This is a genomic window from Rhodococcus sp. MH15, from assembly GCF_019266045.1.
GTDB classification, from domain to species: domain Bacteria; phylum Actinomycetota; class Actinomycetes; order Mycobacteriales; family Mycobacteriaceae; genus Rhodococcus_F; species Rhodococcus_F qingshengii.
This window is the reverse complement of record NZ_LPNP01000080.1, coordinates 1,028,618-1,050,872: the sequence shown is the minus strand read 5'-3', so window position 1 is coordinate 1,050,872 and position 22,255 is coordinate 1,028,618. Positions and strand designations below refer to the sequence as shown.

The 22,255-nt window shown below is 62.8% G+C and carries 20 protein-coding genes; 14 read left to right on the top strand and 6 right to left on the bottom strand.

Annotated elements, in window-relative coordinates; genetic code table 11:
• Nucleotides 1-83 precede the first annotated feature (83 nt).
• On the top strand, nucleotides 84-857 hold the full coding sequence (locus ATN37_RS27900) for a hypothetical protein (protein ID WP_054188890.1): 774 nt from the start codon (nucleotides 84-86) through the stop codon (nucleotides 855-857).
• Between the two features lie 22 nt (nucleotides 858-879).
• On the opposite strand, the gene ATN37_RS27895 is transcribed toward ATN37_RS27900, so the two are convergent.
• On the bottom strand, nucleotides 880-1,572 hold the full coding sequence (locus ATN37_RS27895; protein ID WP_218695882.1) for an SDR family NAD(P)-dependent oxidoreductase: 693 nt from the start codon (nucleotides 1,570-1,572) through the stop codon (nucleotides 880-882).
• Between the two features lie 134 nt (nucleotides 1,573-1,706).
• Here ATN37_RS27895 and ATN37_RS27890 point away from each other — a divergent pair, with 134 nt between their 5' ends.
• From ATN37_RS27890 to ATN37_RS27855, 8 genes are all read left to right on the top strand, one after another.
• Nucleotides 1,707-2,624 carry a LysR family transcriptional regulator gene (locus ATN37_RS27890; RefSeq protein WP_020970528.1) on the top strand — a complete coding sequence of 306 codons (918 nt, stop codon included), beginning with the start codon at nucleotides 1,707-1,709 and terminating at the stop codon, nucleotides 2,622-2,624.
• A 139-nt stretch (nucleotides 2,625-2,763) separates the two neighbouring features.
• A complete protein-coding gene (locus tag ATN37_RS27885) occupies nucleotides 2,764-4,140 on the top strand; it encodes an MFS transporter (protein ID WP_218695879.1) in 1,377 nt (458 codons plus the stop codon).
• A gap of 63 nt (nucleotides 4,141-4,203) precedes the next feature.
• Nucleotides 4,204-5,085, top strand: a complete 882-nt coding sequence (locus ATN37_RS27880; protein WP_218695878.1) for a shikimate dehydrogenase — start codon at nucleotides 4,204-4,206, stop codon at nucleotides 5,083-5,085.
• A 44-nt stretch (nucleotides 5,086-5,129) separates the two neighbouring features.
• The gene (locus tag ATN37_RS27875) at nucleotides 5,130-7,082 is read left to right on the top strand and encodes an FAD-dependent oxidoreductase (protein ID WP_193595009.1); all 1,953 of its coding nucleotides are present in this window, start codon (nucleotides 5,130-5,132) and stop codon (nucleotides 7,080-7,082) included.
• Complete coding sequence (locus ATN37_RS27870; protein ID WP_218695876.1) at nucleotides 7,079-7,903, top strand: aldo/keto reductase; 825 nt, start codon at nucleotides 7,079-7,081, stop codon at nucleotides 7,901-7,903. Before ATN37_RS27875 ends, ATN37_RS27870 begins: the two co-directional genes overlap by 4 nt.
• A complete protein-coding gene (locus ATN37_RS27865) occupies nucleotides 7,903-8,997 on the top strand; it encodes a Gfo/Idh/MocA family protein (protein WP_218695874.1) in 1,095 nt (364 codons plus the stop codon). Before ATN37_RS27870 ends, ATN37_RS27865 begins: the two co-directional genes overlap by 1 nt.
• Nucleotides 8,994-10,721, top strand: coding sequence for an FAD-dependent oxidoreductase (locus ATN37_RS27860; protein ID WP_218695872.1), 1,728 nt, complete (start codon nucleotides 8,994-8,996; stop codon nucleotides 10,719-10,721). The genes ATN37_RS27865 and ATN37_RS27860 overlap by 4 nt, the downstream gene beginning before the upstream one ends.
• Complete coding sequence (locus tag ATN37_RS27855; RefSeq protein ID WP_218695871.1) at nucleotides 10,718-11,521, top strand: sugar phosphate isomerase/epimerase; 804 nt, start codon at nucleotides 10,718-10,720, stop codon at nucleotides 11,519-11,521. The genes ATN37_RS27860 and ATN37_RS27855 overlap by 4 nt, the downstream gene beginning before the upstream one ends.
• A gap of 54 nt (nucleotides 11,522-11,575) precedes the next feature.
• On the opposite strand, the gene ATN37_RS27850 is transcribed toward ATN37_RS27855, so the two are convergent.
• On the bottom strand, nucleotides 11,576-12,664 hold the full coding sequence (locus ATN37_RS27850; protein WP_003940571.1) for a 3-deoxy-7-phosphoheptulonate synthase: 1,089 nt from the start codon (nucleotides 12,662-12,664) through the stop codon (nucleotides 11,576-11,578).
• 373 nt (nucleotides 12,665-13,037) lie between these two features.
• Between ATN37_RS27850 and ATN37_RS27845 the strand changes: the two genes are divergently transcribed.
• From ATN37_RS27845 to ATN37_RS27835, 3 genes are all read left to right on the top strand, one after another.
• The gene (locus ATN37_RS27845; protein WP_238704710.1) at nucleotides 13,038-14,087 is read left to right on the top strand and encodes an ABC transporter substrate-binding protein; all 1,050 of its coding nucleotides are present in this window, start codon (nucleotides 13,038-13,040) and stop codon (nucleotides 14,085-14,087) included.
• A 166-nt stretch (nucleotides 14,088-14,253) separates the two neighbouring features.
• Nucleotides 14,254-14,544 (top strand): CD225/dispanin family protein, encoded by a 291-nt coding sequence (locus tag ATN37_RS27840; RefSeq protein WP_003940575.1) that lies wholly within the window; start codon nucleotides 14,254-14,256, stop codon nucleotides 14,542-14,544.
• A gap of 50 nt (nucleotides 14,545-14,594) precedes the next feature.
• Entirely contained in the window at nucleotides 14,595-15,041 is a 447-nt protein-coding gene (locus ATN37_RS27835) for a DUF2752 domain-containing protein (protein ID WP_051649551.1), read from the top strand.
• A gap of 11 nt (nucleotides 15,042-15,052) precedes the next feature.
• On the opposite strand, the gene ATN37_RS27830 is transcribed toward ATN37_RS27835, so the two are convergent.
• The 3 genes from ATN37_RS27830 to ATN37_RS27820 are packed head-to-tail and all read right to left on the bottom strand — an operon-like array spanning nucleotide 15,053 to nucleotide 18,137.
• Entirely contained in the window at nucleotides 15,053-16,153 is a 1,101-nt protein-coding gene (locus tag ATN37_RS27830; protein ID WP_081558328.1) for a DNA alkylation repair protein, read from the bottom strand.
• On the bottom strand, nucleotides 16,153-16,470 hold the full coding sequence (locus ATN37_RS27825) for a nuclear transport factor 2 family protein (RefSeq protein ID WP_007733586.1): 318 nt from the start codon (nucleotides 16,468-16,470) through the stop codon (nucleotides 16,153-16,155). The genes ATN37_RS27830 and ATN37_RS27825 overlap by 1 nt, the downstream gene beginning before the upstream one ends.
• Nucleotides 16,467-18,137: a CdaR family transcriptional regulator gene (locus tag ATN37_RS27820; protein ID WP_065351309.1), complete on the bottom strand. Its 1,671-nt coding sequence runs from the start codon at nucleotides 18,135-18,137 to the stop codon at nucleotides 16,467-16,469. The genes ATN37_RS27825 and ATN37_RS27820 overlap by 4 nt, the downstream gene beginning before the upstream one ends.
• A gap of 195 nt (nucleotides 18,138-18,332) precedes the next feature.
• Here ATN37_RS27820 and pruA point away from each other — a divergent pair, with 195 nt between their 5' ends.
• Nucleotides 18,333-19,994 (top strand): L-glutamate gamma-semialdehyde dehydrogenase, encoded by a 1,662-nt coding sequence (gene pruA / locus ATN37_RS27815; RefSeq protein WP_081558329.1) that lies wholly within the window; start codon nucleotides 18,333-18,335, stop codon nucleotides 19,992-19,994.
• Nucleotides 19,994-20,959 (top strand): proline dehydrogenase family protein, encoded by a 966-nt coding sequence (locus tag ATN37_RS27810; protein WP_042921755.1) that lies wholly within the window; start codon nucleotides 19,994-19,996, stop codon nucleotides 20,957-20,959. Before pruA ends, ATN37_RS27810 begins: the two co-directional genes overlap by 1 nt.
• Here ATN37_RS27810 and ATN37_RS27805 read toward each other — a convergent pair.
• Complete coding sequence (locus tag ATN37_RS27805) at nucleotides 20,956-22,254, bottom strand: NtaA/DmoA family FMN-dependent monooxygenase (protein ID WP_198035667.1); 1,299 nt, start codon at nucleotides 22,252-22,254, stop codon at nucleotides 20,956-20,958. The two genes, ATN37_RS27810 and ATN37_RS27805, sit on opposite strands and share 4 nt — an antisense overlap.
• Nucleotide 22,255 lies beyond the last annotated feature (1 nt).

Below are 22,255 nucleotides of genomic sequence, written 5' to 3'. Positions count from 1 at the left end.
ATAAGGTTTCCCGGTACCCACCATGCCACTTGTAACAGAATTTGTCAGGAGTTGTTCAAAAGTTGTTACAAACTGATCGAGGAATGTCCGCAACCCGAGTTGTGCTGGACCTCGCAACAGCGAGCCCGGACACCGAGTTCAGCACCGCTGTGCTGACCCGGGCCGGCGAGATCGTCGGCGTCAGCGCATCGAGCATTCGCGTGGCAACGGGCCGCCTGTGCCGAGAGAACAAACTGCGTCGTACCGCTCGTGGAACGTACGTCCTCAACCCGGACGGCATCCCCACCTACAGCGAGGTCGAGGGGTGGCGAACTCGTACCGATCGCATACGCCCCTGGGACGGCACCTGGATCGCCGTCGAGCACTCGGGGCTCAAACGAAGCGACCGCACTGCCGCCCGCCGGCACGATCAAGCGCTGCGACTGGCGGGTTACGAGGAGTGGAAGCCCACACTCGCAGTCCGTCCGAACAATCTCCTCGGCGGCACGGACAGCGCCCGCCGCACTCTCCGCCGACTCGGCGCCGCCCCCGAATCGGCCGTCATGGAAATCGCTCACCTTGCCCCCGAGGATGATTCGACAATCCGCACACTCTGGAACTCGGAAGCACTGTTGGCCGACATCGCCGAGGCCCGTGAAGCACTCACACAGGCGCAAACACGCCTGGCGACAATCAGTCGCGAGGAGGCGGCCCGCGAATCACTTGCTCTGGGCAGCGCGGTGATCGCGGTCATCGTGCGCAATCCGCTCCTTCCGGAAGAACTCGAACCGACACAGCCACTGCGCGAACTGATCTCGCACATGCTCGAGTACCAGGACGCATCTCGCGAACTGTGGCAGTCACTGCTCCGGTTCTGATCGATTTCTCCCAGAAGGTAATTCAGTATGTTGCACGGCCGCCGCTGGCGTCGTACACGGCGCCGGTCGAGTAACTTACCGCCGACGACGACAGCCAGGAGATCAGTTCGGCAATCTCGTCGGCCCTCCCCATTCGCGCCATCGGCGTCAAAGACTGCGAACGGGCGAGGATGGCCGGATCGGTGCCGGCATTCATAGGACTTTCCACGGCCGCCGGAGCTATCGCGTTGACCAGCACACCGGTGGTGGCGACCTCTTTGCCGAGTGATTTCGTCAGCGCGACGACGGCCGCTTTGGACGCGGAATATGCACTCTGATTCGGGTTTCCGTCCTTGGCCGCAATACTTGCGAGGTTGACGACCCTCCCCCACCCCGACGCAACCATCCCCGGCACGAACGCCCGGCACATCAGGAATGTCCCTTCGACGTTGATGCGGAACGTACGCTGCCAAGCCGCGAGGTCGACGTCGACGAGTGGCGCTGATGGTCCGACGATTCCCGCACTGTTGATCAAGATGTCGACTCTGCCGAGCCTGGTTCGAAGCGCATCGACTGCTGTCGGATCACTCACGTCGAGTTGTTCGTCCGCGCCTTCGGCAAGATCTGCCGTTACCACCCGAACTCCCCTCTCCGTCAACAGCTTTGCACTGGCGGCGCCGATTCCGCTCGCACCGCCGGTAACGAGCGCTGTGACACCCTCTGGGTAACCCCGCATCGCATTCACTCCTGAGTTTCTGTGCGCTATGCACTCAATTTATGTTGCAAACAGGCATAATTGCCGTCACACTGTGTAGAAATTCTGAATATATGGCGTTTGTTGTCAACGTCAAATACCTGGAGGCCTTGGCGATGGAAACCCGCTGGTTGCACGCGTTTGTCGCGGTTGCGGAAGAACTTCACTTCGGGCGGGCCGCATCACGGCTCCAGATGGCCCAGTCGCCGCTCAGCCAGATGATCCGAAAGCTCGAAAAGGACATCGGCGTCAAGTTGTTCGAACGAAGCACTCGCAGCGTCGCACTCACATCCGGCGGACATGCCTTTCTCCCCCACGCCTATCGCGTCATCGAGAACATGGAGACGGCACGACACGCTACGCGTGCGTCGTCGGGAGGCGTCTACGGACGAGTCACAATCGGGTTCACCGGAGTGCTCAACTATCAAGCACTTCCGCCACTGACACGCGCGTTGCGTCAGCGTTATCCGGAAGTCGAACTGACACTCCTCGGCCGGATCATGACGCGCGACGCGGTCATCCAACTCGAGAGCGGCGCCCTCGATCTCGCCTTCGTCGGACTACCCGTGGAATCCGCATCACTGTCTACCCGGCTCATCCGACGAGAGGCATTCGGCGCTGTGCTTCCGATCGACCATCCCCTCGCAGAGAGAGACGCGATCGACCTCCGCGAATTGGCCGACGACGGATTCGTGACCACCCCGCTCTCGGCCGGCTCGGCCCTCCAGGAAACCGCGATGCGCGCCTGCATGAACGCAGACTTCAGGCCTCGCGTGGTTCAGGAGATCACCGATCCGTACATGATCCTGATGCTCGTTGCCGCCGGCGTCGGTGTAGCGCTGATGACGTCCGGTATGGCTGCTATCACCCCACCTGGCAGTGTGTTCGTCCCACTCACCGGCGAGCCGACGTTCATGAATCACGGAATTGCCTGGTCACCGCGGCACATGACCGATGCGCTCGCCGTCGCATTGGAGACATCCGAGGAAATTCTGCCGACGCCGGAGATTGAGACCAAAAACGTCATTATCTGAGACTCATTTAGTGTTGGACGCGCCATAGTCCTTCGTGGCACTGTCGTCTCAGCCGCCGAAAGGTGAGGGACGTCACCGATGCGTGGTGCATCTCCAAACGTGCCGCCACGGCCGGCCCATCGGGACGAAAGGACTTCACATGGCACCTCCGATCACCTCCACCGGATCCACGAACTCGACCGAGGAACATCCGAATGCGAACGCGCGCCGCGCCGCCGTTTCGGGCTTCCTCGGCAGCACCCTCGAGTACTACGACTTCTTCATCTACGGCTCCGCGGCCGCGCTGGTGTTCCCCAAGATCTTCTTCCCCGGCGGCGGATCAACGGCAACCCTGCTCTCGATCAGCACCTTAGGTGTCGCCTACGTCGCCCGCCCGCTCGGCGCGGTGCTTTGGGGACACCTCGGCGATCGGTACGGACGCAAGAACGCGCTTCTCGCCTGCCTGCTCCTCATGGGTGTTGCGACGGTCATCGTCGGTTGCCTGCCGACCTACGACCAGATCGGCATCGCCGCGCCGATCATTCTCGTCTTGCTTCGCCTTCTTCAAGGGCTCTCTGCGGGCGGTGAATCACCCGGCTCTTCGGCACTGACGCTCGAACACGCACCTGATCACCGTCGTTCGTTCTTCACCTCGTTCACCATGAGCGGGATCATGTTCGGCATCGTCGTCTCCAGCCTGGTATTCATCCCAGTGGCGAGCCTGTCCGACGAAGACCTCTACTCGTGGGGTTGGCGAGTTCCCTTCTGGCTCAGCATCATCGTGACCGTCGTCGCGCTGTGGCTACGTCGCGCCCTGGATGAGCCGGAGGTATTCGAGGAACTCAAGGAACAGGACGAGACGGCCGGAATTCCCGTCGTCGAGATGTTCCGCTCGCACTGGCGCACCGTGATCCGCATCAGCATGAGCTCGACCTTCGCGATGATCAACACCATCGTCAACGTCTTCGCTCTGGCGTACGCCGTCGAATCCGGCTTCGAACGCTCCACGATGCTGTGGGCTATCGCGACCGCCAATTTTGTTGCCGTACTGACTCAGCCGCTGTTCGGCATCCTCTCGGATCGCTACGGACGCAAGCCCATTTTCGTCGTCGGCGCGATCGGAGCCGGCCTGATGATCTTCGTCTTCTTCCATTCGATCGGAACCCAAAGCGTTCCCATGGTCTTCGCTTCGGGAATCGTCATGATCGGAATCTTCTACGCGATGCCCAACGGCACGTACCCGGCGTACTTCCCGGAGCAGTTTCCCGCGAAGGTCCGATACACCGGAATGGCCGTCAGCCTCATGCTCGGACTCCTTGTTGCCGGCTTCACACCGGCTATCGCTCAGGCGATTTCAGCCGGAGACAAGAGCAACTGGACACCGGTTGCCTGGATGTGCCTGGGCTTCGCCGTCGTCTCCGCCATCGCGGCAATGACCGGACCGGAAACGTACCGCACGCCCACAGCTGAACTGGGCCAACCGAAGCCGAGCCTGCTAATCAAGCAGGACTCGGAGCTCACCAGCAACAACGCTTGACCGGACCGGCCCCTCGCGCTGAATTGCCGCGAGGGGCCGTCCCCACTTATGCAGGAGAATGTCATGACTACCGAATTCACACGTCACCGAATCGGCCTTGTCGGAGCCGGGATCTCGACTTCCCTCTCGCCGGCGCTGCATTCGCACGAAGCATCAGCACTCGGACTCGACGATTACAGCTACGAACTGGTAGACCTCGAGAACCTGACGGTCTCGGTCGAAAAGACCGGCGAGGTGGTGCGGAGCGCCGTCGCAGCCGGCTTCACCGGACTGAACATCACCCATCCGTGCAAGCAGGTTGTCGTGGACGCACTCGACGAACTGTCCGACAATGCCCGACTGCTCGGTGCTGTCAACACGATTGTCGTCCACAACGGCCTTCTGATCGGCCACAACACCGATCACAGTGGATTCCTCACAGCACTGCAGCGCGGTTTGCCCGACGCCGCCCTGGACCGAGTGGTGCTTGCCGGGGCAGGAGGGGCGGGTTCCGCCGTGGCGTACGCACTCGCCGCCGCCGGTACCACGGATCTTCGCATCGCAGATATTGATCCCGATCGCGCTGCCGATGTGTGTTCTCGCGTCGCCTCGGCCTTTCCTGCCACGCGCACAACGGCTTTGGCGATCGATGAGATCGCCGTCAACCTGACGACGTGCGACGGCGTCGTCAACGCATCTCCGATCGGGATGGTCGGCCATCCCGGAACTCCGTTCGACCCCGCGGCGCTCCACGCGGGCTTGTGGGTCGCGGACATCGTCTATCGGCCGATGCGCACCGAATTGCTCGACGCTGCAATTACTCTCGGATGTCGAGTCCTCGACGGTGGCCAGATGCTGGTGGCTCAAGCCTCTGACACCTTCACACTCCTGACGGGTGTCGAAGCCGATACGGATCGCATGCGCAGCCATCTGAGCGAGCTGCTCTCCGAGACGGCATGCGCATGAGCACAACCGAACACCTACTTTCTCGCGAAGTACCAGGAGCACTGATGAATGTGACTGCGCCTTTCGCCGAACCTCTCGACATGGGCAGCGTCCGCCTCCGGAACCGGTTCGTGTCGGCCCCGATGGAACGCAACTACTGCGAAGTCGACGGCACCATGACGGACGAGTACATCGCGTACCTCGCTCGCCGCGCCGAAGGTGGTGCTGCACTGATCTTCACCGAAGCGAGCTACGTGCGTGCCGACGGCAAGGGTCGCATCCGGCAGATGGGCGTCGACGTCGACGAACGGATTCCGGGCATCAAGAAGATGGTCGACGCTATTCACGCGCATGGAGCGCTCGTCGGAGTCGAACTCAACCATGGTGGTCGCACGGCGCAAGGTTCTGTCAGCGGGTTTGTTCCCGTTGCCCCGACACCGATTCCGTGTTTGGTTGTCGGCGGCGAGATGCCAGAACAACTCGACGGCGACGACATCGAGCACATCATCGAGTGTTTCGGTGAAGCCGCAGCGCGCTGCCAGCAGGCCGGCGTCGACGTCATCTCCCTGCACGGTGGCCACGGGTATCTGATCCACCAGTTCCTCTCCCCTGCTTACAATCACCGCGACGACGAGTGGGCCGACCCCACCTTGTTCGTCAACAAGGTCATCGCCTCCGTCCACGAGCACGCACCGGGAATCACTCTGGGACTCCGATTCTCAGCCTTCGAAGGCATCGACGGCGGACTCGACGCCGAGATGACTCGCGCTCGCATCGGCGCCATCGACACCGACCGACTCGATTTCCTCGACGTCTCGGCCGGCAACTACGAAGCGGGACAGTGGATCATCCAGCCCGGTGAATGGTCGCGCGGTCTCCTCGCGCCGTACTCCGAGCAGTACCAGCGCGACTTCGACATCCCGGTGGGAGTGGCCGGACGCATCACGTCGCCGGAGATCGCTGCGCGGATCATCGAATCCGGGCAGGCGAACTTCGTCAGCATGGCTCGTACGCTGCACGCAGATCCGGACTTCCCGAATCGCGCCATCGACGGTGGCCGGTACCGCCCTTGCATTGCCTGCAACTACTGCATCGACAGCCTGGCCGCCGGCCCCATTCCCTGCTCCGTCAACCCGTGGGTCGGCCGCGAATTGGATCAGCCCACAAAGCCGGCTGATGCCACCGTGCGGGTCGCCGTCATCGGTGCCGGGCCGTCGGGAATGGCCGCTGCCCGCGACCTCGCACTTGCCGGTCACCGCGTCGACCTGTACGACGAGCGACCCAGCCTCGGTGGCGACTTCGCTCTGGCATCGAAGCTTCACGAGTATCCCGAATATGGACGGATCGTGGACTGGTACGCCGCGGAACTGGCTGAACTCGGGGTCCACTGCCACACCTCGACCCGGGTAGATGCTGCTTTGCTCTCCGGTGTCGATTTCGACGCCATAGTTCTTGCCGCCGGCGGCGTCGGCCCCGTGGTCGATCTCCCCGGAGCAGCAACCCGTACCGTTCGCGACGTCCGCGAATTCCTCGTCTCCGGCGATCCAGCTCCTGCCGCTGTCACCATCTTCGGCGCCGACCGTGAGGCTGCGGCCGTCGCCGACGATCTCCTTCAGAAGGGCACCCAGGTCGTGATGATCGGCCCGCAGGAAACCATCGCGCACGACGTCGGACGCCGCGGAAAGATCGTGCTGCTGCCGCGCCTGGCCGCAAGTGAGAACCTCACGACCTACCTCAGCTCGATCGTCACCACAGTCGCCGCTGACCGCGTCACGATTTCGACGGCCGGTGTGCTGAGCGAGGTCGATGCTCCGGGCGAACTGCTGATCTCGCAAGGCGTCGAGCCGCGTTCGGAACTTCTTGCCGAACTCCGTTCACTGGCACCACGACTCGGAGTACATACCGTCGGCGACGCGAGCGGTGACGGCGGGTCCATCCATGCCGCACTCGTGACCGCAGCCGACGTTGCCGTCGCGATCACCGCCGCCGCTGCGGCACGTCAGGAGGTTCACGCATGACCACACAGGCAGCCACACCCGTGGCAACTGCATTGCCGCCCATTGGACTCGGAACCTGGCCCCTGGTCGGTGCCGACGCCACGAACTCGGTTCTCTCCGGCATCGAGGCCGGGTACCGCCTCATCGACACCGCCGCGATCTACGGCAACGAGGGCGCCGTCGGTGTGGCGCTGGCGGAATCAGGTTTGCCGCGAGAAGAACTGTTCGTCACCACCAAACTTCGTGGCAACGACCAGGTTTCCGGCGACATTCGGGGCGCCCTCGAGCAGAGTCTGGAACTACTGGGACTCGACCAGCTGGATCTGTTCCTGATCCACTGGCCACTCCCGCGAATCGATCGCTATGTCGCGTCGTTCGAGTCGATGCTGGCCTGCCGCGACGCCGGACTGGTTCGGTACGTGGGTGTGTCGAACTTCCTGGAGCTCCACCTGCGCCGCGTCGTCGCCGAAACCGGCGAGGCACCGGCAGTCAACCAGATTCAGATGGACCCGTCGCTCGCTCGGATCCCGGTTCGCCGCGCAAACGACGAACTTGGCATCTTCACTCAGTCGTGGAGTCCGCTCGGCCGGGGTGACGTGCTCGACAACGCCGTGGTCGGGGAGATCGCCGGTCGAATCGGTTGCACACCAGCTCAAGTGGTGCTCGCATGGCACGTCGCGCAGGGTGTGGTTCCGGTCGCGCGATCAGCGAACCCGACGCGTCAGGCCGAGAACCTGGCAGCACTCGACGTCACCCTATCCGGCGAGGACATCGAAGCACTGAACAGTCTCGACCGCGGCGAATCTGCGGCGCGGGACGTCGAAGCAGAGGAACATTTCTGATGACGTTGAAAGTCGGAATCGTCGGCTGCGGCAAGATCGCCGGCAACCATGCCCGCGCGCTGCAACAAGTCCCCGGTGTCGAGGTGATCGGCTGCTGCGATCCCGATATCGGACGCGCCCAGGAGTTCGCGGCAGCGCACGGCATTCCCGCAGCCGTGAGTTCAGTGGAGCAACTTCTCGCCCTCGGACTCGACGCCTGCACCGTTTGCACGCCGCACCCGGTACATGAAGAGGTAGTCGTGGCCGCTGCCGAAGCGGGTGTACATGTTTTGTGCGAGAAGCCCATCGCAGTCGATGTTGCTGCCGCCGACCGCATGATCGAGGCCGCCGACCGCGCCGGTATCACGTTCGGGGTGCTCTTCCAACGCCGATTCTGGCCGGCAGCACGTCGGATCCGCGACGCCATCGACGACGGGCGGATCGGACTACCCATGCTCGGTGAGGCGTCGGTGATCCTGCATCGCCCATCGAGTTACTACTCGGCCGACGCCTGGCGTGGACGCTGGGACACCGACGGCGGTGGCGTGCTCATGACTCAGGCCGTGCACCAGATCGACATGCTGGTCTGGTTCATGGGCGAGGCCGTCTCGGTCAGCGGCTTCATCCGCACCCACACCCACGGTGAGCACATCGAGACGGAAGACAGCGCGTCAGCTGTGATTTCCTTTGCCTCGGGTGGCACCGCCACCGTCACTGCGACAACGGGTGCCAATCACAACCTGGGCAACCGCGTCACGGTGATCGGGCGCACCGGTGCCATCGCCAGTGTCCTCGAGTTCCCCGAAGGGCACGAGGGTGTCAACGAAATCTGGACGGTGCCGGGCGAAGTGGAGTTCCGGTCGCCGTACTCCGCAGACATCGATGCGAATCTCGATGTGGGCGCGGTCAATGCGGCACTGACCGACTTCCACACCCTGCAGGTGCAAGACTTCGCCGACGCCGTCCTGACCGGGCGTGAACCCGCCGTCACCGGCCGGGACGCCCGCGCATCACTTGCCATCATCGCCGCAATCTACGAATCGTCACGAACGGGCAAGGTTGTCGAGCTGACATCGACACCGACCCTCGCAACAACTGCCAAGGAGCAGAAATGAGTAGCAGTACCCCCCTCACCTACGACGTGGTTGTCGTGGGCTCCGGCGCAGGCGGGCTTTCCACAGCAATTGCCGCAGCACATGGCGGCGCGTCGGTACTCGTTGTCGAGAAGGCCGACACCTGCGGCGGCGCAACGGCCTGGTCAGGCGGGTGGATGTGGACCCCGCGCAACATGTTTGCCATCGCCGACGGGGTTGTCGAAGATCGTTCGGCGCCGCGGGCATATCTGGAGAACCGACTCGGAGACAACTTCGACGCCGCCAAAGTGGATGCTCTTCTCGACGGCGCACCGGAGATGGTCGAGTTCTTCGAACGCAAGACTGCGCTGAAGTTTGTTCCCGGAGCCAAGATCGCCGACATACACGGCGACACACCGGGAGCCGGCACTGGTCATCGTTCCGTCGGACCGAAACCGGTGAGCTTGCGAAAGCTCGGCCCCGACGTCGCGGCGCTGCTACGTCGACAGTTGTACGAGACGTCATTCCTCGGTATGGGCATCATGGCCGGCCCTGATCTGCAGGCTTTCCTGCACTCGACCCGATCACCGAAAGCCTTTGTGCACTGTGGTGTTCGCGTGACAAAGCACATGTTCGATCTCGCCACCAAACGTCGTGGCCAGCAACTCGTCAACGGCACTGCGCTTGTCGGCATGATGCTTCGCTCAGCGCTTGATCTCGGCGTCGAGATTCGGGTGAAAACGTCGGCAACATCGCTGCGGACTGACGATGACGGTCGCGTTGTCGGTGTCCGCCTCGAAGGCCCGGATGGTGCGTACTCGGTAACTGCCACGCGCGGCGTCGTACTGGCCACCGGCGGCTTCGCCCAGGACATCGACCGACGACGCGAACTGTTCCCGCGCACCCCCACCGGCAACGAGCACTGGTCGCTCACCCCGAAGACAACCACCGGCGACGGCATCACCCTCGGCGAATCCGTGGGCGGCCGACTCGACCGCACCCTCGCCTCCCCCGTCGCGTACTGCCCCGTCTCCATCGTTCGCTACCGCAACGGCAAGGAAGGTGTGTTCCCGCACATCCTCGATCGCGGAAAGCCCGGTGTCATCGGAGTTCTCGCGAACGGCAAGCGGTTTGTCAACGAAGCACTCGGCTATCACGACTACACACTCGCGATGGTCGAGCAGGTTCCCGAGGGTGAAGAGGTGTGCTCGTGGTTGATTGCCGATCAACAGTATGTGCGATACCTCCCGCTGGGCATGGCGAAGCCCTTGCCGATCCCGATCCAGCCGTACCTGCGCTCGGGGTACCTCACGCGTGGGCGCACTCTTCGGGACTTGGCCGAGAAGATCGGCGCCGACCCCGTGCAGTTGGAGAAAACCGTCGCAGCTTTCAATATCGGGGCCGTGGCCGGTGAAGACCCCGAGTTCGGTCGCGGTACAACACCGTTCAACCGAGGTTCCGGAGATGCTTCCAATCCGTGGCCGAACCCGTCGCTCGCGCCCTTGCAGAAGGGTCCGTACTACGCGGTGAAAGTCGTGCCAGGGAGTTTCGGCACCTTCGCCGGACTGGTCACGGACTCGTCGTCGCAGGTTCTCGATGACAACGACCGCCCCATCGAGGGGTTGCTCGCCGTCGGCGTCGATCAGGCGAGCGTGATGGGCGGGCACTACCCGTCCGGGGGCATCAACCTCGGACCGGCCATGACATTCGGTTACCTGGCCGGCCGGGAACTGGCCGGAGCCAGGACAGTTGGAGCGCACGCATGACACTCTCACTCGGACTGGCAGCCCTCACAGTGCTCGACACCGCACCGATGCAGCACGTCGCCTTGGCTGAAAAGCACGGCTTCGACACCATCGGTATCCGTCTGATGCCCGCGGCACCAGGTACGACGGCCTACCCTCTGCACGAGGACAAGCAGTCGTTGGACGAACTGGTGCGTCGACTGGGCGATTCACCGGTCGAGGTATTCGACCTCGAAATCATCCGTCTTGCAGCCGACTTCGACCCCGCCGACTACGTTCCGCTGCTCGAAGCCGGAGCACAGCTCGGAGCCAAAGCCGTTCTGGTGGGCGGCGACGACCGCGACCGCGCTCGGCTCACGGACTCCTATGCCCGCCTCGCTGAACTGTGCGCGAACTACGGCATCGTCGCCTCGCTCGAATTCATGCCGTGGACTGCGGTGCCCGATGCGCGTGCGGCCATCGAGATCGTCTCGGCGGCAGACGGTCCGGCTCGCAGTGTCCTCGTCGACGCATTGCACACCGACCGCTCGGCGACAACGCTCGAGGATCTTGCGTCCATCCCGCGCGAGTGGTTGCACTACGCCCAGATGTGCGACGGTTCGACCCCCGCTCCCACTGGGGACGCAGAGCTGATCCGTCAGGCCCGCGAGGAGCGTCTGGTGCCCGGCACCGGCGGCATAGCCCTGGCCGACATCTGGTCGACTTTGCCTGCCGGACTGTCGGTCAGCATCGAACTGCCCAACGAGCCACTGCGTCAGGCCGTCGGCACGGATGCCTGGCTGGAACGCCTGGTCGAGGCCACGCGAGAAGTGTTGGCCTAGCGGCCCTGTGCGCCTTTTTGGTAGTTGGCGCTACCAAAAAGGCGCACGGGGGCGTCAGCCCCTCCGAGCCGCAACGGCCTGCGCCAGACGGTCCAACTGCGCTGCGGTGGTGGACCAGTCGATGCACGCGTCGGTGATCGACTGACCGTAGGTGAGCTCGTCCGCCTTACCCAAGGTCAGGTCCTGACGGCCGGCCTCGATGAAACTCTCCAACATGACGCCCGCGATTCCCTGCTCGCCCTCGGTCAGACGTCGGGCAATGTCGTCGAGCACGATGACCTGACGCTCATGGTCCTTGCTGCTGTTACCGTGGCTCGCGTCGATGACCACGCGCTCGGGCAGGTTCGACTTACGCAGGCGGGCAAGGGTGTCCGCGACTGTCTCGGCATCGTAGTTCGGTCCGTCGCTACCACCACGAAGAATGACATGGCAGTCGGGGTTGCCCGCGGTACGGATCAAGGCAGCCTGGCCGTCGAGGTCCGTTCCGGGGAACACGTGGCTCGCTGCCGCGGCGCGGGTGCCGTCGACGGCTACCTGTACGTCGCCTTCGGTGGAGTTCTTGATACCGACGGGCATGGACAGCGCGCTGCACAGCTGACGGTGAACCTGACTGGCGGCGGTCCGGGCGCCGATCGCACCGTAGCTGACCAGGTCGGCAATGTACTGAGGCATGATCGGATCAAGGAACTCGCAGCCGACAGGCAGGCCCAGGCTCGACACGTCGAGAAGCAACTTGCGGCCGATACCGAGCCCGGTGTTGATGTCGAACGTGCCGTCGAGGTGGGGGTCGTTGAGCAGGCCCTTCCACCCGAGTGTGGTGCGCGGCTTTTCGAAGTAGACGCGCATGACGATGTGCAGATCGTCCCGCAGTTCTTCGGCCTTGGCGGCCAACCGGCGGGCGTAGTCCATCGCCGCTTCCGGATCGTGCACAGAGCACGGACCGACTACGACGATCAAACGATCGTCGTCACCGTTGAGGATGTTGATGGTGTCGGCCCGACCGGTGCGCACAGTGGCGGCCGCGACCTCGTCCGGAGCGTGCTGAGCACGAACGGTCGCCGGTGACACGAGCGGACTGATACTCACAGTGCGCTGATCGTCGAGGCTGTCCGAAGCTGCGGTGGTGTCGATGGTGACAGTCATGGGGTTTTCGGTTTCCTGTTCTCAGGCCGACCCCAGAGATGAAGAGAAACTCCAGCGAGCCGGTCTGTAGTCCGGCTCTTGGGTGGAGGTTGTCAGCGCGTGGTTACGCCGGCAGGCCCACCCGGGGCCGGCCTGCTAAACCAGAAATAGACGCGCTGCATGTCGGCCACGATACCTCGAGTTCGGATCAGATGGGCGCGCCCCTCCACAACGAGCCGAATCCGAGGGGAGAGTCCCGTGGCACGAGCCCGTGACGAATGGCCAAATCCGCTGAGCGATTGGCGCTTTCGAGCAAGGCTGCGGCTACGGAATTCGAATACGTTGGTCAGGCACCTGCCAATGCCCGGAACATCAGATGGAGCTGCGCCTTCTCATGCCTGTGATCGAATCGACCGAAACCTTCCACCCGACGGTGTCCCCTTTTGCGACCGATACCCCCTTGCAGTCGACAAGAGATGTGGACGGCGAGTTCACCCGTCTGATCGATTCCTTGACACGACGCGGATTCCTGGCCGGTGCGGCGGCGCTCGGTGCACTAGGCGCACTCTCTGCATGTTCGAGCGAATCCAGCGGCACCGAAGCCTCCGACGAGTGGGTCGACATCGTCGTCGCGGACCAGGCCTACCGCCTCCCGCGGGACCCCAAGCGCGTCGTGGTACTCGAAGCTCGAGGCGCCCTCGATTTTGCACTACTTGCCGAGTACCCGATCGTCGCGACCAATTGGGATCCGAAGTCTCAACTCATGCGCCAGGTACCCGCCGGCGCGGCTCGCCTCGGTGGGACGAACAACGAACCGAATGCCGAATCGATACTGAGCCACGACCCCGATCTTTTGGTCGTCGGGAAAGGCTGGTGGGATTACTACCAGGACAAGGGCCTGCTCGGCACTGACATCGCACCGGTGCTCGTCGTCGACGAGGGCACGACGGGCTCGTCGTGGAAGCAGGCCATGACCGCGCAGCTCACGGCTCTCGATCGCCGCGAAGTCGCCGAACGCGTCATCGCCCGATACAACGCCGAACTTGCGCAAGCGCGGGCCAAGATCGGTGGTCTCCTCGAAGGCAAGTCGATTGCGATCGCCGGCGCAGACAGCGGTCAGATCTGGCTGCAGAACAACACGTTCGCCGTCTCGGTTGCGCAGGACCTCGGCTTGAACGTCTTGACCGACGCTGCCCATGCCGCACCTGATCGGAAGGATTCGACTTTCTACAGCCTCGAGGAGCTTGCGATCTTCGACCAGGCCGACTTCGTCTTGCTACAGAACCCCGACGCTGTGGAAGCCGAGTCGCCCACGTGGAAACGAGTCCGCGCTGTCCAGGACGGCCATGTCGGGCATCTGCGATACGACCTCAACAACGGCCTCGCTCTGACTGCGATGGCCCTGGCCGCTGACATCGCCGAGCAGGTACAGGTCATGCGCTGACGTCTTCGGGATCGCCTTCCGAATCAGAAATCAACCGGATTCTCTGTCATACGAACAGTCGATACTGACTCACTCGGAAACGGATTATGTTGTCACCTGCCCGTGCTCTTCGCACGTCAGAGGGTGTTTCTCCGAACGCCCTGTTTCTCCGAACGCTAGGTGACCAATGACGCAGAACCCGTACTACGGCCAGCAACAACCGGTCGGCCCTCCGCCGGACAACAATCTGGTCTGGGCGATTCTCGTGACAGTGTTCTGCTGCCTCCCGCTCGGCATCGTCTCGATCGTCAAATCAAGCCAGGTCAACACTTTGTGGGCGCAAGGTCAGTTCGACGCTGCGCGAAAATCAGCTGACGATGCCAAGAAGTTCGCCTTGTGGTCAGTCGGCGCAGGTGTTGCCGTCGCTGTTCTGTACTTCCTTTTTGTCGTCGTCCTTGCCGGATCGAGTTCCCTGTGACCGCCGACGCCGACCGGCGACACTGATCGACGGCCAAACACCGAACTGCAATGACACCGAATTGTGGTGACACCGAGAACGATGACATATCACGACTCGCCGCACTGAAGGCGCCAGCGGCAGTTGCGTTCACGGCAATTGCGCTGTGCGCCTTCATCTCCTGGAGTGACCCCACCACACCTGGTGGGGTCATTCCCGTTTGTCCGACCAAAGCGCTGTTCAACGTCAATTGTCCCGGTTGCGGTAGCACTCGGATGGTGTACAGCCTCATCCACGGCGATTTCGGTGCAGCGATGCGTTTCAATGCCTTTGGCCTCGTGATGCTGCTTGCACTGGCGTTCACGTACGTCTCGTGGACGACCGCCCGCACCCGTGGAAGACCCGTCGTGCTCTGGCATCAGTTGCGCTGGTCACCGGCTGTGATCTTGACACTCGTGTTGATCTGGACGACGGTCCGCATAGCCCCGATCCCGATATTTGCCAGTCTCCGCGTCTAGGCCGGATCTCCTCACGCGTCCAAACGGAATACACCTCGCACCTGGCGTACGCCGTTGATCTGCACCTCGACGGCATGTTCGCCGGCGTAGTACTTCCGGGTGCTGATCGGTTTGAAGGAATGCCTCTTCGCGATACGGGCCGGCACCCCGGGTTCCAGCGTTCGTGTTGTCAGTTTGAAGACCTTGGGCGTCGTCTGCCCGTTGGCCTTCACGTGGTGGACGATGTAATCGATCACGACGGTGACGGACTCGCTGCCATTGTTCGTGACGGCGAAGTCGAAGGTGAGTTCTCCACCCGCATCAACTGTTTCGCGGTCGATGACGAACCCCTCGACCACGACGTCGGTGGGCGGCGAGAACCCCAAGAGGGACAGAGCATCTGGATCGCCGGCCTTGATCAACGTCCGCAATGCATGTTTGACGATTTTCAGTGTGTTGGCATCCGGTGTCTGCAGCCAACGCTTCGCAGTCGATACTGCGAGCCCAGCGTCAGCACGACTGAGATCGTTGAGATGGTTTGCGACCGAACGTCGTACATATTCCGAATCATCCCGATACAGCTCGTCGAGAATGACGATTGTCGACTCGGGACGCGCCGTCAATTCTTTCACTCGTCTTCCCCAGGGCAAACGAGTACGAGTGCCTTCGGTCGCCAAGCGCCGGACGTGTTCGTCTTCATGGCCGGTCCAGGTGAGTGCGATCGCCAGCGAACGGTCAAGGTTCGTTTCGAGAAATGAGCGAATTGCGAATTCGGCCGTCAGACGCGACGTCAACTCGGCAAGCAGAGCCATTCCCTCGTCGAAATCCGACTCGGAGCCACTTCGTGTCGCCGTGACGGCGACGGCTTCGGTCACCGGCCAGATCATCCAACCGGTGAAGGTCTCTTCTGAAAGCGCACGGCGGATGATCTCGGCGAAGGCCGGAAGATCCTGAGGCAGTTCGGCAGTCATCGCGTCCCGCACAACGCGCGTACGTTCGCCGAGACTCATACCGTCGAATTCGGATGTACTACCCCGAACGAGGGCGAGGCGTGTGTGACCGGAGGCTCGCTCTAGACAGCCTGCCAGATCGGCGACGACGGATTTCCCGAGCAGTTCGTCAGCGGTGGGCATCAGGGGCACACCGTGAGAGCGGAAATCCGATCACCGTCGAGAGTGAAATGGTGATGTAACTGGACGGGGCTTCCGGGAAAATCACCCTCGACCTTCACCGACACGACAACGGCCGAGCCTGGGGTGTTGACCGACTCGATCTTCTGGGTGAAGGTGAACGCCGTCGACACGGCCGACTTCCACGCCACGATTTCTTCGATCCCGACATACGTCCGGCCGTCGTCACGAACCACTGCGTCTTCGGTGAAAACGCCGCGGACGTCGCCGCCGTCGAAATACGCGCGCGCTGCGCCTGGCACCTTCGCTGAGTCGATCATTCGCGAAGAGTACTGCTGGGGTCCGACAGGTTCGGCGAACTCACTGCCCGAGCAGACGCCGCCAACTGAATCTCCATCAACAGCCTGGCCGACGGCTCGGAGAGGTCGGTATCCGTGATCTCCTCGACCCTCTTGATCCGATACCTGAGGGTGTTCGGGTGAATCCGAAGCTGCTCGGATGCACGTCGGACATCGCCCGAATGTGCGAGGTAAACGGAGATGCTTTCGCGCATGTTCGACCCGTTGCGTCTGTCGTAGACGTCCAGGGCGTCGACTCTCGGATCGTGCAGTTGCTCGTCGGCCGCAATGGTGTCCATGATTTCGCCCAGCAGCACCGGTGTGCGCGAGTCCGCGAGGGTGGTCACACGAACATCCCCCGACGTTCCGTCCAAGACCCGATCCACTTCGGCCCGAGCCTGGGCCACCTCCGCAAGCGTCGAAACCGGCGACGAGACCGCGGCCCGTAGCCCCGAAGGCGACACCTTGTCCAAACGCGCGACAACTTCGCGGGTCCACGAGACTGTGGATTTCACGGATTGGGTTCGCGGAAACAGCACATAGATCCGGGTGCCGACGGTACTCACCAGCGATTCACGCTGAAAGGCGCTGGCGTGCAGTCGCAAAGACGACACGAGTTCGCCCGAAGACGGCAGCCCACCGTTTCCGATACTCGCCACTCCGACCACCATCGCCGGTCCGGACATCGGGATGGTCAACGAGGCCGCGAGCGAAGGAACGTCGACACCGCCGCCGCGAACCCCGAGCAACCGCTGAATCTGTATCGCCTCGTTACTCGGCGCGTCTCGGATGCGCGAAATCAGCCGAGCAGCAACGGCCGCGGCACCGCGGAGCACGCTGTCGGCATCGCCGGCAATGGGAACCGGGCCTTCCTGCACCCAGATCGTGCCGAGAAGATCAGAGCTGAAACCGCTCTCCCCCTTGACATTGTCGGATATTCTCCGAATCGGAACCACCAACCGTCGCCTGATCGCAAGGTCGTCGTGAGCGGGCACCTCCACTACGTCGTCACTTCGCCGCAGGCTCTCGAAGACGCCCCACTCCTGTAGCTTTCGGAGGTATTCGCGAGGTCCTTCGCGGCCGAGGATTGATTGCCGACGTAGCTCGTCCGCAGCATCTCCCGATGCCGAATAGGCCAAGACGTGGGAATGCTCGTCCTCGATGCTGACCATCCCCCGCGTGATTGCGGCGACGTTCTGCGCCAGCTCGAACAAGTCTGTGTCACTACCGAATACGATGTCGTCCGAATCCTGTCGGGACACCGAATGATCGAGCACGCCCCGGATGGTCGTGAACAATCGATCCCAACGAGCATCCGGATGGACCGCTATCAAGGCGATTCCGGCGCGCTGTGCCGCCGCACGCACCGACGTGTCCGAGGCCTCCTTCGACATGACGGCCCGAGGCGCTGATCCCTTCTGATCGAGGCGGTTCAGCCAGGCCGCCAATTCGGCTGCGCCGATACCGACAGCGAGCCAGAGCTCAGAGGATTCGACGGCCGCGGTTCTGGGGCGCGTGAGGTCCCCGACCTCTGCGAACACCACGGAGTCGACGAAGACGTCATCACCTGACGGCGCGAGGACGAGCTCGACAAAAGCTCCGCCCAGCGCCCGAAGGACCGCGTCGAGCCTGACCCCACGGATAGACACGTACCACCCACTCTCCGGACCGTCGCAATGCCTCAACTTCGAGAATAGTGCATTTTCCTGCGAAAACGGTTCAGCCGATCGGACAAACACGGACACCGATGTTTGGCCGCTCAGCGGATTACTCGCCGACGTCTTTCGACTTGACTGGTTCACGACACGACAACTGCCCACTCCTGAGTCTGCCGAAGGATCGTCATGGACGCCGTTACCAATGTCCCCCACCCAGCCAACGAACCGGTGAACAATTACGCGCCGGGAAGCCCGGAACGATCGCGCCTCCGTACGAAACTGACCGAACTGGCCGAATCGCCGACCGACATCAGGCAGGTCATCGGCGGCATCCACCGAACTGCGGAAGGTAAGCGAGAGAGCGTTGTTCAACCACACCGTCACAGTTCGGTGCTCGGATCGTATGCGGACGCAACGCACTCGGATGTTCGTGATGCCATCGACGCCGCTACACTCGCCGCCCCGGCCTGGCGCGACCTCTCGTTCGACGACCGCGCTGCGGTCTTCCTCCGCGCCGCCGATCTACTTTCCGGCCCGTGGCGCGAAACCATCGCCGCCGCAACAATGCTCGGCCAGTCGAAGACCGCATACCAGGCCGAGATCGACGCGCCCTGCGAACTGATCGACTTCTGGCGTTTCAACGTCGCGTTCGCACGTCAGATACTCGCCGACCAACCCGTTTCCGCTCCGGGAGTGTGGAATCGCGTCGAATATCGTCCACTCGAAGGTTTCGTCTACGCGATCACTCCCTTCAATTTCACCGCCATCGCCGGAAATCTCCCCACAGCACCGGCCCTGATGGGCAACACCGTGATCTGGAAGCCGTCACCGACGCAGGCCGTCGCGGCGTACCTGACAATGCAACTACTCGAAGCTGCCGGCCTCCCGCCCGGGGTGATCAATCTTGTTCTCGGCGACGGCCCCTTGGTGTCCGAGGTCGCGCTTGCCGACCCCCGACTGGCGGGTATCCACTTCACCGGATCCACCGCAACGTTCCAGCGTTTGTGGCGTGAGGTCGGAGCCAACATCTCGAACTACCGGACGTATCCGCGTCTCGTCGGCGAAACCGGCGGCAAGGATTTTGTACTCGCACACAGTTCCGCTGACCCGGACGTACTCACGACGGCATTGATTCGCGGGGCCTTCGACTACCAGGGCCAGAAATGTTCGGCCGCATCACGGGCGTTCATCCCGAAGTCGTTGTGGGCCAAGATGGGCGACACGTTCATCGACACTGTGTCGTCGCTGAAGTACGGAGACGTCACCGACCTGACGAACTTCGGCGGCGCCGTCATCGACCAACGTTCGTTCGACCGAAACGCCGCCGCGATCGTCCGCGCCAAGTCGACCAGCAGCCTCACCATCGCAGCAGGCGGCGACTACGACGACCGTGAAGGATTCTTCATCTCACCGACGGTCCTACTCGGTGACGACCCGAGCGACGAAGCCTTCAGCACCGAGTACTTCGGTCCCATCCTTTCGCTTCACGTCTACGACGACTCCGCACCGAATGCCTACGCCGACATCCTCGCGCGCGTCGACAGCGGATCCGCTTACGCCCTGACCGGCGCCGTGATCGCCACCGACCGTGCGGCCGTCGATCAAGCTCATCATGGTCTGCGGTTCGCCGCCGGAAACTTCTACGTCAACGACAAGCCGACGGGAGCGGTAGTCGGACAACAACCCTTCGGAGGTGCGCGGGCTTCGGGTACCAACGACAAGGCCGGTTCGCCGCAGAATCTGCTCCGTTGGGCGTCGACACGCACCGTCAAGGAAACCTTCGTTCCTCCCACCGATCATCGTTACCCCCACCAGGACGTCGATCCAGCCGAGAGCGAGAACCGTTGATGAGTGCCGTCTCGCTGAGCAACCCACTGCGCCCGGTGCTCCTCGCGGCGGCACGCTCGTCGCGACTGGAGAAGACAGTCTCCGGGATGACCTTGACCCGCAAGCTTGTAGACAGGTTCGTCGCCGGGGACGCGGAACCCGCAGCGATGTCAGCGGTGCGCAACATCCTCACCAGTGGCCGGTTCGTGACGGTCGACTACCTCGGCGAGGACACCACCGATCCGGCTCAGGCAACAGCTACCGTCGATGCCTATCTCTCCCTTCTCCGCTCGTACGCAACGCTTTCCGAGATTGCCGGGACGCAACACTCCCTGGAGGTTTCGCTCAAGCTCTCCGCGTTGGGGCAGTCACTTCCCGGTGACGGCGAGAAGATCGCCCTGGCGAACGCTCACCGAATCGTCACAGCGGCAGACGAAGTGGGCGCGTGGGTCACCGTCGATGCGGAGGATCACACCACCACCGACTCGACACTGTCCATCGTCGAAGAGTTGCGCCGCGACTTCCCGACGCTCGGCACGGTCCTGCAGGCGTATCTACACCGCACCGAGGCCGACTGCCGGCACTTCTCCGGATCAGGTTCACGAATTCGGCTGTGCAAGGGTGCATACAAGGAACCGGCCGGCGTCGCGTTCCAAAAGGCCGGCGAAGTCGACGCGTCGTACCTGCGTTGCCTGAAGGTCTTGATGGAAGGTGACGGGTACCCGATGGTCGCCTCCCACGATCCCACCATGATCGACGCCGCCCTCGAACTCGCCACATTGACCGAACGCACAGCCGAGGATTTCGAGTTTCAGATGCTCTACGGCATCCGCGACGGCGAACAACGCAGATTGGTAGCCGAAGGCAATCACCTGCGGGTCTACGTTCCCTACGGCAGCCAGTGGTACGGCTACTTCATGCGTCGCCTCGCGGAAAGACCGGCCAACCTCATGTTCTTCATGCGCTCACTCGCTTCCAACAACTAGACACCGGAAACCGGTGGCAGCGGTGGCAACTCGAGGTTTTCGCGAAAGGTACCGCCGACGTAGTCGGATCCCACGATTCCGCGCTTGCGCAGCTCCGGCAGCAGCCCGTTCGTGACGAAATCGCGTGTACGCGGATCGGCAAGGTCACCGAGCGTGATGACGTCGAGTACGCCCGCGTCGTATCGTTCCTCGATCGCGTCCGCGAGCTGTTCCGGGGTGCCCGCCGCTGCCCAGTGGCCGGTGTCCTTGGACGCGATGATCAACTCACGCAGAGTCTTTCCTAGTGATGCGAGCTTGCCGAAGATCTCGACCCGGCCCCGTCGTCGATTCACCGACGACGGGTCCGGCAACAACGACTCCGGGATCGGCCGATCCAGCGGCAATTCCGAGAAATCCACGTCACCGCCGAACATGTCGGCAAGCCTGGTGCGTCCGGCGTCGAAGTCCGTCGATTCCTCGGCTTCTCTGACCAATCGTTCGACTTCGGCTTCGGTAGCGCCGTACGTTGCGTGGAACGAGCTGAAAATCAGTGGCAGTTCGTCCCCACGCCCCAACTCTGCCGCCCTGGCGCGGATCGTCTTCGTGTAGGTGACCGCGTCCTCGAAGGTTGCGAGAGAAGTGAATACGACCTCCGCGAAGCGAGCACCCAGTTCGATACCCCCGGCAGATTGGCCTGCCTGGAATTGGACCGGACGACGCTGCGGCAGGGATGGAATGTTCAACGGCCCCTGCACGGTGAAGTACTTGCCTCGGTGCTCGATGGGGACCACCCTCGACGGATCCAGCACCGCAGAGCCCTCTCCCCGGATCAAGGCGCCGGGCTTCCAGCTGTCGAAGAGCGCGTTGACCACCTCGAGCGATTCGGCCGCTCGGGCGTACCGCTCCTCCGGACTCGGCAGGTCCAGGTCGCTGTAGTTCTCTTCTCCGAGTGAGGAAGTGACGGCATTCCATGCGGCTCGACCATTGCTGACGTGGTCCAGGGTGCCGAACAACCGTGCCAGGTTGAATGGGTGATGAAACGTCGTCGTGACGGTGGCGATGAGCCCCACATGGGTGGTGACCGCACTCAGCGCGGCAAGGAAGATCAACGGCTCCTGCGCACCGATCGCGCCCTGCGCACCGAAACTCAGCAGGTCGGCGGCAAACAGTCCATCGATCTTGTTCGCCTCGGCCGTCTTTGCGACGTCGATCGCGGACGCGACCGTCGAAGTCGTCGGATCGATCGCGGCGTCGTAGATACTCACCGCCCCGCTGACACCGGTCATCGTCTTGAGTGGACGCCTACGATCGGCCACC

Coding starts and splice junctions, on each gene's coding strand:
- ATN37_RS27900 (WP_054188890.1), top strand. CDS start 84: ATGTCCGCAACCCGAGTTGTGCTGGACCTCGCAACAGCGAGCCCGGAC.
- ATN37_RS27895 (WP_218695882.1), bottom strand. CDS start 1,572: ATGCGGGGTTACCCAGAGGGTGTCACAGCGCTCGTTACCGGCGGTGCG.
- ATN37_RS27890 (WP_020970528.1), top strand. CDS start 1,707: ATGGAAACCCGCTGGTTGCACGCGTTTGTCGCGGTTGCGGAAGAACTT.
- ATN37_RS27885 (WP_218695879.1), top strand. CDS start 2,764: ATGGCACCTCCGATCACCTCCACCGGATCCACGAACTCGACCGAGGAA.
- ATN37_RS27880 (WP_218695878.1), top strand. CDS start 4,204: ATGACTACCGAATTCACACGTCACCGAATCGGCCTTGTCGGAGCCGGG.
- ATN37_RS27875 (WP_193595009.1), top strand. CDS start 5,130: ATGAATGTGACTGCGCCTTTCGCCGAACCTCTCGACATGGGCAGCGTC.
- ATN37_RS27870 (WP_218695876.1), top strand. CDS start 7,079: ATGACCACACAGGCAGCCACACCCGTGGCAACTGCATTGCCGCCCATT.
- ATN37_RS27865 (WP_218695874.1), top strand. CDS start 7,903: ATGACGTTGAAAGTCGGAATCGTCGGCTGCGGCAAGATCGCCGGCAAC.
- ATN37_RS27860 (WP_218695872.1), top strand. CDS start 8,994: ATGAGTAGCAGTACCCCCCTCACCTACGACGTGGTTGTCGTGGGCTCC.
- ATN37_RS27855 (WP_218695871.1), top strand. CDS start 10,718: ATGACACTCTCACTCGGACTGGCAGCCCTCACAGTGCTCGACACCGCA.
- ATN37_RS27850 (WP_003940571.1), bottom strand. CDS start 12,664: ATGACTGTCACCATCGACACCACCGCAGCTTCGGACAGCCTCGACGAT.
- ATN37_RS27845 (WP_238704710.1), top strand. CDS start 13,038: ATGCCTGTGATCGAATCGACCGAAACCTTCCACCCGACGGTGTCCCCT.
- ATN37_RS27840 (WP_003940575.1), top strand. CDS start 14,254: ATGACGCAGAACCCGTACTACGGCCAGCAACAACCGGTCGGCCCTCCG.
- ATN37_RS27835 (WP_051649551.1), top strand. CDS start 14,595: ATGACACCGAATTGTGGTGACACCGAGAACGATGACATATCACGACTC.
- ATN37_RS27830 (WP_081558328.1), bottom strand. CDS start 16,153: ATGCCCACCGCTGACGAACTGCTCGGGAAATCCGTCGTCGCCGATCTG.
- ATN37_RS27825 (WP_007733586.1), bottom strand. CDS start 16,470: ATGATCGACTCAGCGAAGGTGCCAGGCGCAGCGCGCGCGTATTTCGAC.
- pruA (WP_081558329.1), top strand. CDS start 18,333: ATGGACGCCGTTACCAATGTCCCCCACCCAGCCAACGAACCGGTGAAC.
- ATN37_RS27810 (WP_042921755.1), top strand. CDS start 19,994: ATGAGTGCCGTCTCGCTGAGCAACCCACTGCGCCCGGTGCTCCTCGCG.